Genomic DNA, 15,113 nt, shown 5'->3' with positions numbered 1-15,113 from the left:
CTTTACTTGAACAAGAACGCCGACATCACGAAGTTGAACATCAGCACCAGCAGCGAGGCGTTGACCACCGCGCGGGTGGTCGCCACCGAGGTGCCCTCGATGGTCGGCTCGGCGTGGTAACCCACATAGGCCGCGACCAGCGCCGCAGTGGCGCCGAACACCGCCGACTTCACGAACGCCATCAGGAAATCGTCGAAGAAGTCGACGCTGTCCTTGAGCACCTGCCAGAACGTGCCGGCCTCCAGGCCGATCACGTGCACCGACTCGAAGTAGCTGGCGCAGATCGCCAGGCTGCAGAAGAAACCGGTCAGCAGCGGCACACAGAGCACCGCGGCCCAGAAGCGCGGCGCCACCGCCTTGCCGACCGGGTCGATCGCCATCAGGCCCAGCGCGGTGATCTGGTCGGTGGCGCGCATCAGGCCCAGTTCGGCGGCGATCGAGCTGCCGGCGCGGCCGATGAACAGCAGCGCGGTCAGCACCGGGCCCAGTTCGCGGTACAGGCCCAGGCCGAGCATGGCGCTGACCTGGTTGGCGGCGCCGTAGGTGTCGAGCGCCCGGTAGCCCAGCAGCGTCACCGAAAGTCCGACGAACGCGCCGCCAACGGCGATGATCGGAAGCGAACGTGCGCCGATCTTGTAGATCTCGCGGATCAGCTCGCGGAAAAAGTCGAGGCTCGGCTTGGACGCGCGCAGCACCGACAGCGAGAACAGGCCGGCACGGCCCAGCGAGCGGGTCGCGGCGATGAAGGGCATCAGGCAACCTCCGATTGGCGCGGCGCGGCGTCGAAGCCGATCGGGCCGTCCGGCTCGCCGCGCAGGAACTGGCGCACCAGCGGGTCGTCGCTGCGCTCCAGCTCGGCCGGGGTGCCGGAGAACACGATGCCGCCGTTGGCGATGACGATCGCATGGTCGGCGATCGGCAGGGTTTCGTGGACGTGGTGGGTGACCACGATGCTGGTCAGGCCGAGGGTGTCGTTGAGCCGGCGCACCAGGCTCATGACCACGCCCGAGGCGATCGGGTCCAGGCCGGTCAGCGGCTCGTCGTAGATCATCAGCGGCGGGTCCAGCGCCAGCGCGCGGGCCAGCGCGACCCGGCGCGCCATGCCGCCGGACAGCTCGCGCGGGAACACGTCGGCGGCGGCGCCCAGGCCGACCGCATGCAGCTTCATCAGCACCAGGCGACGGATCAGCGGGTTCGGCAGGCGGGTATGGGCGCGCAGCGGCAGGGCCACGTTCTCGGCCGCGGTCAGGTCGGTCAGCAGGCCATTGCCCTGCAGCAGCACGCCGATGCCCTTGCGCAGCTCCAGCAGTTCGCGCGAGCGGCGCGGCACCTCGCGCCCGAACACCTCGACCCGGCCGGCGGCCGGGGCCAGTTCGCCGGTCAGCGCCGACAGCAGGGTCGACTTGCCGCTGCCGGAGGGGCCGAGCACGGCGACGATGGCGCCGCGCGGCACCGACAGGTTGATCCCGCTCAGCACGCTGCGCCCGCCGCGATCCAGGCGGAGGTCGGTCAGGCGGACGATGGGCGGTTCGGTCGTCATGCGCGCGGGGCGGGTCCTGCGGTGAAGGCGGTGGGATCGACGGGCGGAGCGCACTGCAAAACGGCGCAGCTTGGCCGAACCAGGCTGAACCGGGGTGGAGCGCGCCATTGTCGCAGGTTCGCCGGCCGGTCTCGCGGCGGCGGCGGAATGGAGCGTTCGACGGCCGCGACGTCAGCGTGGCCTGGGGCGATTAAGAGGGCTTTAAGTGTGCTGGGCGGGAAGCCGCCGGTGGCTGTGGTAGAGCAACAGCAAATCCCCCTGCCCCCGTTTTCAAAGGGGGGAACAGCAAAGCGGTGCGAAGGGGGAACGGCAACGTGGTGCTTCCAGATGCGGCGATGCCATCGCAACCCGGCCCCCACCCGAAGATTCCCGTCTTTGAAAAAGGGGGCAGGGGGATTTGCTTTGGGCTTCGGCCGCCGGCTCCACCCCCGCGCCCCGCAAACGCCACACCCTGCCGCAGCGCAGCGCGCGCCCTTGCGGCAAGATGTCGCGATGCCCGCGCGCGCCGATTTCCGTCTCTACCATTCCAATGCGCTGGACGTGCTCGCCGGGCTGCTGGCGCAGGAACTGCGCACCCCGGCGCCGGGGCTGGGCCTGCTCGCGCCGGACACCATCCTGATTCCGCAGGTGGCGATGCGGCGCTGGCTGCAGGCGACCCTGGCCCAGGCCTACGGCATCGCCGCCAACCTCGAATTCCTCACCCCGGGCGAATTCGTCCGCCGCGCGCTGGAGGCCAACGTGCCCGGCGACGAGGACGACCTCGACGCCGCGGCGATGCGCTGGCGCCTGTACGCGACCCTGGCCCAGCCGGCGCAGTGGCGCGAGCCGGCGCTGGCGCCGTTGCGCGCCTACCTGGACGGCGACGACCCGCTCAAGGCCTGGTCGCTGGCCGGCGAGCTGGCTTCGCTGTTCGAGAAGTACCAGGCCTGGCGCCGCGACTGGCTGCTGGCCTGGGACGCCGGCGGCGAGCGCCACGATCCGCAGGCGGCGCTGTGGCGCAAGGTCGCCGCCGGCCGCCGCTACCGCGCGCGCCGGATCGACGACTACCTGCAGCGCTTCGGCGGCGACCAGGCGCCGGCGCCGCGCGGCCTGCCGCCGCGGTTGTTCGCCTTCGCCACCCTCAACGTCTCGCCCGACGTGCTGCGGGTGATCGCGACCCAGGCCCACGCCGGCACCCTGCACTTCTACCTGCCGACCCCGACCCGCAAGTACTGGGGCGACCTGAGCAGCTACGGCGAACGCCTGCGCCGGCTCGACGCCGCCGGCGGCGCGCCGGCCGCGGACGAGGAAGAAAACCCCTTGCTGCAGGCCTGGGGCTCGGCCGGGCGCGATTTCATGGCGGTGCTGGGCGGCTACGAAGTCGTGCATCCCTCCGGCGAAATCGCCGCCTATGCCGACCCCGAGGACAGCCGCCACGACGACCCCGCGCGCGACAGCCTGCTACAGAGGCTTCAGCGCGACCTGCTGCATCGGCGCGCGCCGCCGCTGCTGCCGTGGCGCGCCGAAGTCGAACGCGACGACGCCAGCCTGCAGGTCCACGCCTGCCACACCCGCCTGCGCGAAGTGCAGGTGCTGCACGACCAACTGCAGGCCCTGCTCGATCCGGACTCGCCGCAGGGCCGGCGTTTCGATCCGCCGCTGCAGCCGCGCGAGATCGCGGTGCTGGCGCCCGATATCGACCCCTACGCGCCGCACATCGCCGCGGTGTTCGGCGGCCTGGCCGGGCGCGCCGGCTACATCCCCTATGCGCTCGCCGACGTCAGCCCGCTCGCCGCCGAGCCGTTGGCCGAGGTGTTCCTGCGCCTGCTCGCGCTGCCGGTGTCGCGTTTCGGCCTGAGCGAAATCCTCGACCTGCTGGCGACCCCGGCGATCGCCGAACAGGCCGGGCTCGACGGCGCCGGCCTCGACCGTCTGCGCACTTGGCTGCAGGACGCCGGCGCGCGCTGGGGCATCGACGCCGCGCACCGGCGCCGCCACGACGCGCCCGGCGACGACGCCTACACCTGGGCCTTCGCCCTCGACCGTTTGCTGCTCGGCCACGCGGTCGGCCACGACCACGACGGCCACGGCGAACTGGTCGCCGGCATCGCGCCTTACGCCGAACTCGAAGGCGCCTCGCTCGACGCGCTGGATGCCCTGATCCGCTTGCTGCGGGTGCTGGCGCGGCACGAGCGCGCGCTCGATGCGCAGCTGAGCCCGGGGCAGTGGGCCGAACGCCTGCTCGGCCTGCTGCGCGCGTTGCTGCCCGAGCGCCCGCGCGGCGGCGCCGACCAGCGCACCCTGGAGCGCCTGCGCAGCCTGATCGAAAGCTTCGCCCGCGACGCCGCGTTGGCCGAGGTGGAAACCACGGTGCCGGCGGAAGTGGTGCGCGCGCATTTTCGCGCCGCGCTGGCCGAGGCCGATACCCGCGCGCCGCTGCTGACCGGCGGGATCAGCTTCGGCCGGATGGTGCCGATGCGTTTGATTCCGTTCCGGGTGATCTGCCTGCTCGGCATGAACGACGGCGACTACCCGCGCCGCGATCCGGCCGGCGGCCTCAACCGGCTCGCCGCCGAACTGGGCACCGCCGCGCGCCGCCACGGCGACCGTTCGCTGCGCGACGACGACCGCTTCTTGTTCCTGCAGCTGTTCGCCGCGGCTTCGGACAGTTTCTATCTGAGCTACCTTGGCGCCGATCCGCGCGACGGCAGCCAGCGCGAGCCGTCGGCCTTGATCGCCGAACTGCTCGACGTGGCCGCGCGCTATCACGCCGACCCGGCGCAGGCGCGCAAGGCCCTGGTGGTCAGGCAACCGCTGCAGCCTTTCGCCGCGGCCGCGTTCGGCGCCGGCGAGCGCGAGGGCGAACCCGAACCGCGCCGCTTCAGCTATCGCGAGGAATGGCGCGCCGCGGTCGACGCCGGCGCGCAGCAACGCGCGCCGATCGGACCCTGGCTGGAGCAGCCGCTGGCGCCGGCCGCGAGCGAGGACGAGATCGCCTACGCCGAACTGCGCGCCTTCCTGCGCGATCCGCCGACCGCGTTCCTGCGCCAGCGCCTGGGCCTGCGCCTGCCGGATCGGATCGAGGCCGAGGACGATGTCGAGCCGCTGGTGCTGCCCGGCCCCGGCCTGTTCCGCCAGCAACTGCAGCGGGCGGTGTTCGACGAATTGCTGAGCGGCGCCGGCGCGGTCGACCGCGAGCGTCTGCAGGCGCAACTGCGCGCGCGCGCCCTGCTGCCGTCCGGGCCGCTGGGCCGGCGCCAGCTCGACGCCCTGCTCGGCCAGGTGCGCCCGTACGCGGACGCGTTCGGCCGCTGGCGCGAGGGCGAGGCGCAGACCCTGGACTTCGCCCTCGACCTGGACGGCCGGCGCTTGTCCGGACGGCTCGACGAGCTGTATCGCGGCGGCCTGGCGCGCTTGCGCTTCGACCGCGTGCACGGGCCGGCGCAGATCGCCCACGGCCTGGACTGGCTGGTGCTGTCGGCGCTCGGCGACGCGCGGCCGCTGGCCCAGTTCGCCGAGACCGACGCCGGCCCCGGCCCGCACTTGCGCCTGCCGGTGCCGCCGGCGCAGGCGCGCGCCGCCTTGCAGGCCTTGCTGCGGCTGCGCGACTACGGCCTGCGCGAGCCGCTGCCGTTCCTGCCGCGCGCCGGTTGGCTGTGGTACGAGGCGGCGCTGCAGGATCCGCAGGGCTGGAGCGACGCCGGCTGGAACAAGGCCGAGAACCAATGGCGCGGCAGCCCGCGCAGCTGGGCCGAGGCGGGCACGCCGGGCGCTTTGCTGGCGCTGCGCGGGCGCGACCCGTTCGCCGATCCCGAGCTGGGCGAGCAGTTCCGCGACATCGCCCGGCGCGTGTTCGGCGCGGTGGTGTTCGGCCGCGACGAGGACGCGGCATGAGCGCGGCGCGCGATCCCTTCCTCGACCTGCCGCTGGACGGCCTGCGCCTGATCGAGGCCAGCGCCGGCACCGGCAAGACCTACACCCTGGCGACCCTGGTCACCCGGCTGGTGATCGAGCGCGGCCTGCGCATCGGCCAGATTCTCGCGGTGACCTTCACCGACGCCGCCACCCAGGAACTGCGCGAACGCCTGCGCCGGCGCCTGCTGCTGGCCGCGCGCATCGCCGCCGACGATCCGACCCTGGCCCGCGCCGGCGACGACGCCGAGCGCGCCCTGACCCGGCAGTTGGTCGAAGCCCAGGCCGAAGCCGAAGGCGCCGCGGCGCTGCGCGAGCGCCTGCAGCGCGCCGCGCGCGAAATGGATTTGGCCGCGGTGGTCACCATCCACGGCTTCTGCGCGCGGGTGCTGGCCGAGCATGCGCTGGAAACCGGGCAGCCGTTCGCGCCACCGGAAATGATCGGCAGCGAACGCGAGCTGCTCGACGAGATCGCGGTCGACCTGTGGCGCGCGTTCGGCGACCAGGCCGCCGCGGCCGAACTGCTGTCGCGGCAGTGGCCGGGCGGGCCGGAGGCCTTGGCCGCCGACCTCGGCGCGCTGCTGCGCACGCCCTTGCTGCTGCCGCCGATGCCGGCCGAGACGGCCGATCCCTTGCCGGCGTTGGAAGCGGCGGCGCAGGCCTTGCGCGACGCGTTCCGCGCCCACGGCGAAGACGCCTGCATCGCGCTGGAGGCCGCGATCGCGGCCAAGGTGCTGAACGGCAACAGCTACCGCGCCAACCTGCCGCGCGAGACCTGGGCCCTGCTCGAGCGCTGGTGCGCCGACGGCGACGCCGCGCAGGCGCCCGACCCGCGCCTGGACAAGCTCACCCCAGCCCAGTTGGCGGCCAAGACCAACAAGGGCAAGGACGCTTCGACGCCGGCCTCGCCCTTGTTCGACGCGGTCGCCGCCTATCTCGACGCGGCGCGCGTGCGCGCGCAGTGGCTGGACGCGCAGGCGATCGCGCTGGTGCACCGCCTGCGCGAGGCCGCGGCCGCGCGCCTGGCCGAACTCAAGCGGGTGCGCCGGGTGCAGAGCTTCGACGACCTGATCGACGACGTTTACGACGCCCTGCAGGGCCCGCACGCCGAGGCCCTGGCCGAGCGCCTGCGCGAGCAGTATGCGGTGGCCCTGGTCGACGAATTCCAGGACACCGACCCGCGCCAGTGGGCGATCTTCGAGCGCGTGTTCGGTCCGCGCAGCGCCGCCCCGGCCGGGCTGTTCCTGATCGGCGATCCCAAGCAGGCGATCTACGGCTTCCGCGGCGGCGACGTGCACACCTACCTCGGCGCGGCCGCCCAGGCCGAGGCCGCGCCGCCGCTGGAGCACAACTTCCGTTCGCGGCCGTCGCTGCTGGCGGCGGTCTCGGCGCTGTACGCGCAGGCCGGCGCGACCGCGTTCGTCGACGAGCGGATCCGCTTCCGCGAGGTCGCCCCCGGCGGCGCGGTCGCCGACGCCGATCTGTCGCGCGATGGCGCGATCGCGCCGGCCTTGACCCTGCGCCGTCTGCCGGCGCCCGGGGACGGACGCAAGAAGGCCGAGTGGAACGCAGGCGAATCGCGCGAGCAGGCCGCGCGCGCCTGCGTCGCCGCGATCCACGCCTGGCTGGCGCAATCGCGCGAGGGCCGGGCGTCGATCGAAGGCCGGCCGCTGCAGCCGGCCGACATCGCCGTGCTGGTGCGCAGCCACGACGAAGCGGCGCGGATCCAGCAGGCGCTGACCGCGGCCGGCATTCCGGCGGTCGCCGCCGGCCGCCGCAGCCTGTTCGCGACCGAACAGGCGCAGGAGCTGCTGAACCTGTTCGACGCCCTGCTCCAGCCCGGCGACGGCGGCCGTCTGCGCACCGCCCTGGCCAGCGTGCTGATCGGCCTGGACGGCGCGGCGATCGCGCGCCTGGCGCAGGACGAGGCCGAGCAGGCGCAGCGGCAGGCGCAGGCCCTGTTGTGGCGCGAGCGCTGGCAGCGGCACGGGCCGCTGGCCCTGGTCGCCGACCTGTGCGCGGCGCAGGCGCCGCGCCTGCTCGCGCTCGACGACGGCGAACGGCGCCTGACCAATCTGCTCCAGCTCGGCGAAGTGCTGCAGGAGGCCGACACCCGCGCGCTCGGCTTGCACGGCCTGCGCGACTGGCTGCGCCTGCGCATCGCCGAGGCCGACGACAGCGACGAGAAACAACAGCTGCGGTTGGAGTCGGACGCGCGCCGGGTGCAGATCCTGACCCTGCACAAGAGCAAGGGCCTGGAGTTCGGCCTGGTGTTCCTGCCGTTCGTGGCGATGAGCAAGGAACCGCGCGAAGGCCGCTGGTGCGAGTACCCGGACCCCGTGCACGGCAAGGTCCTGCAGCTGAAGACCGAGCTCAGCGTCGCCGGCGCGCCCGAGTGGAAGCAGGCCTTCGACCGGTCCGCGCAGGAACAGCGCGCCGAAGACGCGCGCCTGCTTTACGTCGGCCTGACCCGCGCCCGCCACGCGCTGTGGATCGCTTGCGGCCCCTTGTACCGCAGTGCGGAGTCGCCGCTGCAGCCGATGCTGGGCGACCTCGACGCCCTGGCCGCGGCTTGGCCCCGGGCGATCGAACTCGACGATGCGGCGCTGGGCGCGCCGCCGCGGCCGTTGCCGCCGTCGCCGAGCGGACAGGTGCCGCCGGCGCGGGTCGCGCGCCGCGGCGGGCCGGCGCGCGATTGGTGGGTGTACAGCTTCACCCAGTTGACCCAGGAGGACGACCGCGCCGCCGCGGCCGAAGAACGCGGCGCCGAGGACGAGCCGGAGACGGCGCCGGTGTTGCTGGCGCCGGGCGATGCGCGTTTCTCCGGCAGCCGCTTCGGCAATGTCCTGCACGAAGCCCTGGAACGGGTCGATTTCCAGCGCTGGAGCGACTGGCGCGAGGACAGCGTGTTGGCGCCGGACCAGGCTGCGCTATTGGTGCAGGCGCTGCGCAAGGAAGGCTATGCCGAGGCCGACCTCGACGACGGCGTGGCCCTGCTCGCCGGCTTGGTCGGCCGCACCCTGACTGCGGCCCTGCCCGAAGGCGCGCGCCTGTGCGCGCTGCCGGAGGCGGCGCAGCGCGCCGAGATGGAATTCCACTTCGCCCTGGAGTCGGTGCCGGTCGATGCGCTGCTGGCGACCCTGCATGCCCACGGTTGGCTGCGCGAACGGCGCGGCTTCGGTCTGCGCCGGCGCCTGGACGGCCTGATGACCGGCAAGATCGACCTGGTCTACGCTCACGACGGCCGTTACTACGTGCTCGACTACAAGACCAATCGCCTGCCGGGCTACGAGCCGGCGCAACTGGAGCGGGCGATGGCCGACAGCGAATACACCCTGCAGTCGCTGATCTACACCGTCGCCCTGCACCGCTGGCTGCGCTTCCGCCTGGGCGAGGCCTACGACTACGCGCGCGATTTCGGCGGCGTGCGCTATCTGTTCTGCCGCGGCCTGGATCCGGCCGATCCGGCCGCCGGGGTGTGCGCGTTCGTGCCGCCGGTGGCGCTGGTCGAGGCGATCGACGGCTTGTTCGCCGGCCACGGGGTCAGCGCATGAGCCTGCTCGATGCGCTGCTGCGCGACGGCAGCCTGCGCACCGTCGACCATGCCCTGGCCCAGGCCTTGCGCCGGCTCGACCGCGACACGCCCGACCCGGTGCTGGCCGCGGCGGCGCTGGCCTCGCAGGCGATCGCGCGCGGCCACGCCGGGTTCGATCCGGCGCAGCCGCAGGCCTACAGCGAAGCGGCGCTCGACTGGCCCGAGCCGCAGGCCTGGCGCGAGGCGCTGGCGCAGTCGCGCTGGGTGGCCACGCCGGAGCCTGCGCAGCCGGCCGATGCCGAGGCGCCGCTGGTGCTGGAGCGCGGCCTGCTGTACCTGCGCCGCTATCGCGAATACGAGCGCCGTCTGGCCCAGGGCTTGCGCCGGATCGCCGCGCAGGCGCCGCCGCCGCCGGACCTGACCGCGCTGGCGCCGCTGTTCGCGGCCCTGTTCCCGCAGGCGCGCGAAGGCGACCGCCAGGCGCGCGCGGCGGCATTGGCGCTGCTGCAATCGCTGTTGATCGCCACCGGCGGCCCCGGCACCGGCAAGACCACCACCATCGCCCGATTGCTGGCGCTGTTGATCGCCCAGGCGCGGTTGGACGGGGTGGCCGCGCCGCGCATCGCCCTGGCCGCGCCGACCGGCCGCGCCGCCGAGCGCATGGCCGAAAGCCTGCGCCTGGCGGCGAGCGGCCTGCAGGCGCTGGAGCCGGGCCTGGCTGCGGCGCTGCCCGCCTCGGCCAGCACCCTGCACCGCCTGCTCGGCAGCGTGCCCGACAGCGCGCGCTTCAAGCACGACGCGCGCAACCCGCTGGCCTGCGACGCGATCGTGGTCGACGAGGCCTCGATGGTCGACCTGCCGTTGATGTGCAAGCTGGTCGAGGCGGTGCCCGACGGCGCGCGCCTGATCCTGCTCGGCGATCGCGATCAGTTGCCTTCGGTGGAAGCCGGCGACGTGCTCGCGGCGATCGTCGACGCCGCCGGCGACGACGAGGGCCTGCCGGGGCCGCTCGCCGAGCGCTTGCGGCCCCTGCTCGGCGAGCTGCCCGTGCGCGCCGACCCCGGCCTGCTGGGCGCCTGCCGGGTGCATCTGCGCCGCGGTTATCGCCAGGCCGAGAGCCTGGACCTGGCGCCGCTGGCGGCGGCGGTGCGCGACGGCGACGCCGACACCGCGTTGGCTCTGCTGCGCGGCGGCGAGTTGGCCGGGGTGCATTTCCACGAAGACCTGCACGACCCGCTGGCCGGCGCCGGCCGCGAGGCCTTGCTGCCGGCCTGGCGCGCGCTGAACGAAGCGCGCGATCCGCTGCAGGCCCTGGCCCTGGCGTCGCGGCTGCGCCTGCTGACCGCGCTGCGCGACGGCGGCCAGGGCGCTGCGCCGCTCAATGCGCGGATCGAAGAGGCGTTGGCCGGCTCGCACCGGCCGAGCTATTTCCACGGGCGCCTGCTGCTGATCACCGAGAACAGCTACCGCCACGGCCTGTTCAACGGCGACATCGGCGTGTGCCTGCGCGCGCGCGACGACCAGGGCCGCGACCTGCCCGGCGCGCCGGTCCTGGCCTGGTTCGCCGGCGGCAGCGAAGGCGCGCGGCCGTTCCATCCCTCCGCCCTGCCCGCCCACGGCGGCGCGTTCGCGATGACCGTGCACAAATCGCAGGGCTCGGAATTCGACTCGGTGTGGCTGCAGCTGCCGCGCCAGGACGCGCGCCATCTGTCGCGCGAGTTGATCTACACCGGCCTGACCCGGGCGCGGCGCGAACTGCATCTGGCCGCAAGCGAGGCGGTGCTGCGCCAGGCGCTGTCGCGGCACGCGGCGCGGGTGTCGGGGCTGGCGTGGCGGTTGGGCGGGTGAGACCGCGGCAACAGCAGCAACAGCAGCAACAGCAACAGCAAATCCCCCCTGGCCCCCCTTTTTCAAAGGGGGGAAACAGCAGGGGCGGTGGAGACGCGATGATAGCGACCGCCGCTTCGTTCTCACCCAACGAATTCCCCCCTTTGAAAAAGGGGGACTAGGGGGGATTTGCTCTTAGTCCGAGCGCGCTGCGCAAACCAGCCCCCATCGCGCCTCAAACCAGCGCCGCGTCCTCGTCGCTGGGCGTATCGTCGCGGCGCGCATCGGCCGGCGTCGCCTTGGCCGCGCGCGCCGGGACCTTGCCGCCGCGCGCGTCCACCGCTTCGGCGATGGCTTCGATCGCCTCCACCACCGGCACCGCGATCGTGCGCGACTCGCCGGCTTCCTTGGCCAGCCCGTGCGCCAGCGCCGCTTCGGCTTCCTCGGAGGCCTTGCGGAAGCGTTTGGCGTCCGGGCACAGCACCTGCATGTAGTCGGCGTCGAAGTTGAGCCGCTCGACCAGGAAGTCGATGAAGGCGCGGACCTTGGGCGACTGCACCTGGCCGCGCGGGAACACCGCGTTGAACTCGTATTCCGGCCCGGTCCAGCCGGCCAGCACGCGCTGCACGTAGCCCTGCTCGGCGAAGGCCTTGACCGTGACGTCGGCGGCCAGCATCAGCGCCTCGCCGCACAGCAGCGCGCCGCGCAGCGGGCCCGGATCGTTGGCGACCATCACCGGGTCGATCACGTAGTCGACGCTGCGCTCGCCGTCGCTGAGCGTCCACACGTACTCGTTGTTGCGGCGCGACTTGGGCATCGCCAGGGTGCGGTGGTGGCGCAGGTCGTCCGGGTGCAGCGGCTCGCCGTGGCGCGCCAGGTAGTTCGGGCTGGCGTAGATCTGGGTGCGGAAGATCGCCAGCCGGCGCTTGATCAGGTTGGAATCGGGCAGGTCGCCGACCCGCAGCGCGACGTCGATGCCCTTGTCGATCAGGTCGACGGTGTCGTTGCTGAGGTTCATCTCCACCCGCACCTCCGGATGGCGCGCATGGAACTCGCCCAGCAGCGGCGCGATCCAGGTGATGCCGACCGAGTACGGCGCGGTGATCCGCAGCCAGCCGCGCGGGCCGCCCTGCAACTGGCCGACCGCGCTCTCGGCCTCGGCCAGTTCGCGGGCGATGCGCTGGCAGTGTTCGAAGTACAGGTTGCCGGCCTCGGTCAGGCCGAGCTTGCGGGTCGTGCGATGCAGCAGCTGCGCGCCGAGACGGGTTTCCAGTTCCTGCACCTTGCGGCTGACCGTGGTCTTGGGCAGGCGCAGCGCGCGCGCGGCGGCGATGAAGCTGCCGCTTTCGACCACTTTGACGAAGATCAGGGTGTCGTTGAGATCGTGAGCCATGGGGGATGGCCTCCTTTGCGAATGTTGGCGATGCCGCACTTGCGGTGTCGTGCGATGCGGCCTGGCCGTGGCCGCCGGTGCTGGAACGAAAGCGCGAAAGCGGATGATCGAGTAACCACGCGACAGCGTCTGTGCATGAACGGGCCGGCGGCGATGACGTCTGTCACCGCGGCCGACTGATCCCGTCCACTGCCGTGGATGGCGCGCGGCGGCGACAGTAGCGGATGTCGTCGTCCCGGCCGTGCGGCGCCTCCTGCGCCGGCGACAGCCTCCCCTTGCCTGCGCTCCAGGCTTGGGGGCCGGACGCGGTGCGATCAAGAGGGTACCCGGGGTATTGGCCCGATGTCGGGACAATTATTCCCTGAATCAGTGGCTAATCAAGTGCCATTGGCCTGTCTACTCTGTGCCGCAGATCGACACGAGGCCCCCGCCATGTTGACCCCCCGTCAAGCCCGATTCGCTTTTCTACCTTTGATGCTGGTGGCCATGTCCGCCCTGATCGGGCTGGCCGTGGTCGTGTTCCGCCAGGGCCTGGCCCAAGGCCCGGAAGAGGCCTGGATGCTGGCCTGGGTGCTCGCGTTCACCATCGCCCTGCCCGCCGCGATGCTGCTGATGCCGGCCGTCGGCGCCCTGCTGGCGTATTACACCCGAGGTCATTCCGAGGGTGACACGCGTCATGGGATCATCCCGGTTGTGGGATCGAAAGTCCCGGGAGCGGGACAATGAAAGCCCCATTGGTTGTACTCGGTGCCACCGGCGGCGTCGGCCGCGGGGTCGTCCAGGCCGCGATCGACAGCGGCCGGCCGGTCGTCGCGGTCGCGCGCCAGGCCTCCGAACTGAAGGCGCTCAAGGCCGGCTACCCCCACGCCGACCTGACCACGATCGCCGGTTCGGTCGCCAACGACGCCGCCGGCGCCAAGCTCGCGCGCGCGCTGCGCAAGCTCGGCCGCCCGCTCGCCGGCGTGGTCGCCGCAGTCTGCGGCAACGCCGAACGCGGCCGCCTGCTCGACAACCCGGCCGAGTTTCTGCGCCGCAAGCTCGACGAGGACCTCCTCCCCCACCTCGCCGCGGCGCGTCACTTGCTGCCTCTGCTGGCCGAATACGATCGCGGCGGCACCTACGTGCTGATCGGCGGTCCCGGCAGCGAGCATCCCTGGGCCGGCTACGGGCACCGCTCGATCGGCGCCGCCGCGCTGCGCATGCTCGCGCGCGTGCTGCACGACGAAGCGCGCCAGTTGTCGGTGCGGGTGCAGTTGCTCGCCGTCGACACGCCGGTGTGCACCGAGTTCAACCAACGCCATTCCTGCCCCGAATGGCCGAGCGCGCTGTCGGTCGGTCAGCGCGCCCTGGCCCTGGTCGAGCACGACGTCAGCGGCGAACTGCCGCGCCCGATCGTGCCCTACGCGCTGCGTCTGTCGCCGCCGGAACTGCCGCCGCGCGGCGGCGCGCGCGTTCCGCTTCCGCCCGCCCGCGACGAGCCCGCGCGCTCGCAGCCCGCCAGCGACTCCGATCCCACCGCCCGCTCCATCCTCCCCAAGTCGACGCCTTCGACGGATGCGCAAGATCCGGACTGCGCATCGGACGAAAAGGCGCAACGCTGTCTGCAGGACGCGCGTGCGCTGTTGAAGTCGTTGACCACCAAGAATCCCAAACAGGAACCCACCCCCCGATGAGCACTCGCAAATCTCTCGTCCGCTCCGCCCGCACCGGCGTCGGACCCTCCGTGCTCGCGCTGGCCGCGAGCATCGTCATCGCCCTGGTCGGCGTGGGTTGCGGCAGCCAGGCCGCCACGCCGGAAGGCATGCCTCCGCCGCCGGAAGTCAGCGTCGCCCAGGTGCTGAACAAGCAGGTCCGGCAGTGGGACGAATTCACCGGCCGGGTCAGCGCGATCGAAACGGTCGAGCTGCGTCCGCGGGTGAGCGGCTATGTCGAGCGCGTCGCCTACAAGGAAGGCCAGGAGGTCAAGAAGGGCGACCTGCTGTTCGTGATCGACCAGCGCCGCTACCGCGCCGAACTCGCCCGCGCCCAGGCCGAGCTCGAGCGCGCGCGCGCCGAGGCGCGCCTGGCCCAGACCCAGGACAAGCGCGCCCAGACCCTGGTCGAGGCCAAGGCGATCTCGCGCGAAGAGTTCGAGACCCGCCGCGCCGCCAGCACCCAGGGCGACGCCGCGGTACGCGCGGCCGAAGCCGCGGTCGCCTCGGCCCAGCTCGACCTGACCTTCACCGAAGTGCGCTCGCCGATCAGCGGCCGCGCCGGCCGCGCCCTGGTCACCGTCGGCAACCTGGCCTCGGCCGACCAGACCCTGCTGACCACCCTGGTCTCGCAGGATCCGATGTACGTCTATTTCGAAAGCGACGAGCAGACCTACCTGCGCTACCAGGAACTGGCCCGCAAGGGCGAGCGCGCCGACAGCAAGAACCCGGTGCGCGTCGGCCTGGCCAGCGAAACCGGCTACCCGCACGCGGGCACGGTCGACTTCACCGACAACCAGGTCGACCCCAGCACCGGCACCATCCGCGCCCGCGCGGTGCTGCCGAACCCGGACCGCCTGCTGACCCCGGGCCTGTTCGCCCGCGTCCAGCTCGAAGGCAGCGGCGACTTCAAGGCCCTGTTGGTCGACGACAAGGCCGTGCTCACCGATCAGGACCGCAAGTACGTCTACGTGCTCGGGCCGAAGAACGAGGCGCTGCGCAAGGACATCGTGCCGGGCCGGATGATCGACGGCCTGCGCGTGGTCACCTCCGGCCTGTCGCCGCAGGACAAGGTCATCGTCCACGGCGTGCAGAAGGTGTTCATGCCGGGCATGCCGGTGTCGCCCAAGACCATCGCGATGGGCGCGCCGGCACCGGGTCCGCAGCTGGCGCAGGCGGCCGGGTCGAAGTGACCCGCGACTAGCCGATCTTCCGAACCGGACAGCGTTTCCGCTC

Annotated in this window: 9 protein-coding genes; 6 read left to right on the top strand and 3 right to left on the bottom strand. The window is 72.6% G+C overall.

What is annotated here, in order from left to right:
- Window positions 1-2: 2 nt before the first annotated feature.
- Entirely contained in the window at window positions 3-752 is a 750-nt protein-coding gene (locus AC3A57_RS15775) for an MlaE family lipid ABC transporter permease subunit (RefSeq protein WP_487579786.1), read from the bottom strand.
- A complete protein-coding gene (locus AC3A57_RS15770; protein ID WP_487579785.1) occupies window positions 752-1,540 on the bottom strand; it encodes an ABC transporter ATP-binding protein in 789 nt (262 codons plus the stop codon). Before AC3A57_RS15770 ends, AC3A57_RS15775 begins: the two co-directional genes overlap by 1 nt.
- A 492-nt stretch (window positions 1,541-2,032) precedes the next feature.
- On the opposite strand from AC3A57_RS15770, the gene recC reads away from it, so the two are divergent.
- Genes recC through recD form a run of 3 tightly spaced genes read left to right on the top strand, consistent with a single transcriptional unit; the run spans window position 2,033 to window position 10,814 of the window.
- The gene (gene recC, locus AC3A57_RS15765; RefSeq protein ID WP_487579784.1) at window positions 2,033-5,413 is read left to right on the top strand and encodes an exodeoxyribonuclease V subunit gamma; all 3,381 of its coding nucleotides are present in this window, start codon (window positions 2,033-2,035) and stop codon (window positions 5,411-5,413) included.
- Window positions 5,410-8,985: a UvrD-helicase domain-containing protein gene (locus AC3A57_RS15760; protein ID WP_487579783.1), complete on the top strand. Its 3,576-nt coding sequence runs from the start codon at window positions 5,410-5,412 to the stop codon at window positions 8,983-8,985. Before recC ends, AC3A57_RS15760 begins: the two co-directional genes overlap by 4 nt.
- The gene (gene recD / locus AC3A57_RS15755) at window positions 8,982-10,814 is read left to right on the top strand and encodes an exodeoxyribonuclease V subunit alpha (protein WP_487579782.1); all 1,833 of its coding nucleotides are present in this window, start codon (window positions 8,982-8,984) and stop codon (window positions 10,812-10,814) included. Before AC3A57_RS15760 ends, recD begins: the two co-directional genes overlap by 4 nt.
- 214 nt (window positions 10,815-11,028) lie before the next feature.
- On the opposite strand, the gene AC3A57_RS15750 is transcribed toward recD, so the two are convergent.
- The gene (locus AC3A57_RS15750; protein ID WP_487579781.1) at window positions 11,029-12,186 is read right to left on the bottom strand and encodes a LysR family transcriptional regulator; all 1,158 of its coding nucleotides are present in this window, start codon (window positions 12,184-12,186) and stop codon (window positions 11,029-11,031) included.
- 198 nt (window positions 12,187-12,384) lie between these two features.
- Here AC3A57_RS15750 and AC3A57_RS15745 point away from each other — a divergent pair, with 198 nt between their 5' ends.
- Genes AC3A57_RS15745 through AC3A57_RS15735 form a run of 3 tightly spaced genes read left to right on the top strand, consistent with a single transcriptional unit; the run spans window position 12,385 to window position 15,070 of the window.
- A complete protein-coding gene (locus tag AC3A57_RS15745) occupies window positions 12,385-12,912 on the top strand; it encodes a DUF2798 domain-containing protein (protein WP_487579780.1) in 528 nt (175 codons plus the stop codon).
- Window positions 12,909-13,859, top strand: coding sequence for an SDR family NAD(P)-dependent oxidoreductase (locus tag AC3A57_RS15740; RefSeq protein WP_221670753.1), 951 nt, complete (start codon window positions 12,909-12,911; stop codon window positions 13,857-13,859). Before AC3A57_RS15745 ends, AC3A57_RS15740 begins: the two co-directional genes overlap by 4 nt.
- On the top strand, window positions 13,856-15,070 hold the full coding sequence (locus tag AC3A57_RS15735; protein WP_487579779.1) for an efflux RND transporter periplasmic adaptor subunit: 1,215 nt from the start codon (window positions 13,856-13,858) through the stop codon (window positions 15,068-15,070). Before AC3A57_RS15740 ends, AC3A57_RS15735 begins: the two co-directional genes overlap by 4 nt.
- Window positions 15,071-15,113 lie beyond the last annotated feature (43 nt).

It is taken from the genome of Lysobacter sp. Soil_C_15, from assembly GCF_057657315.1.
The sequence above is the reverse complement of the archived record's forward strand: the minus strand, read 5'-3'. Positions and strand labels throughout refer to the sequence as shown.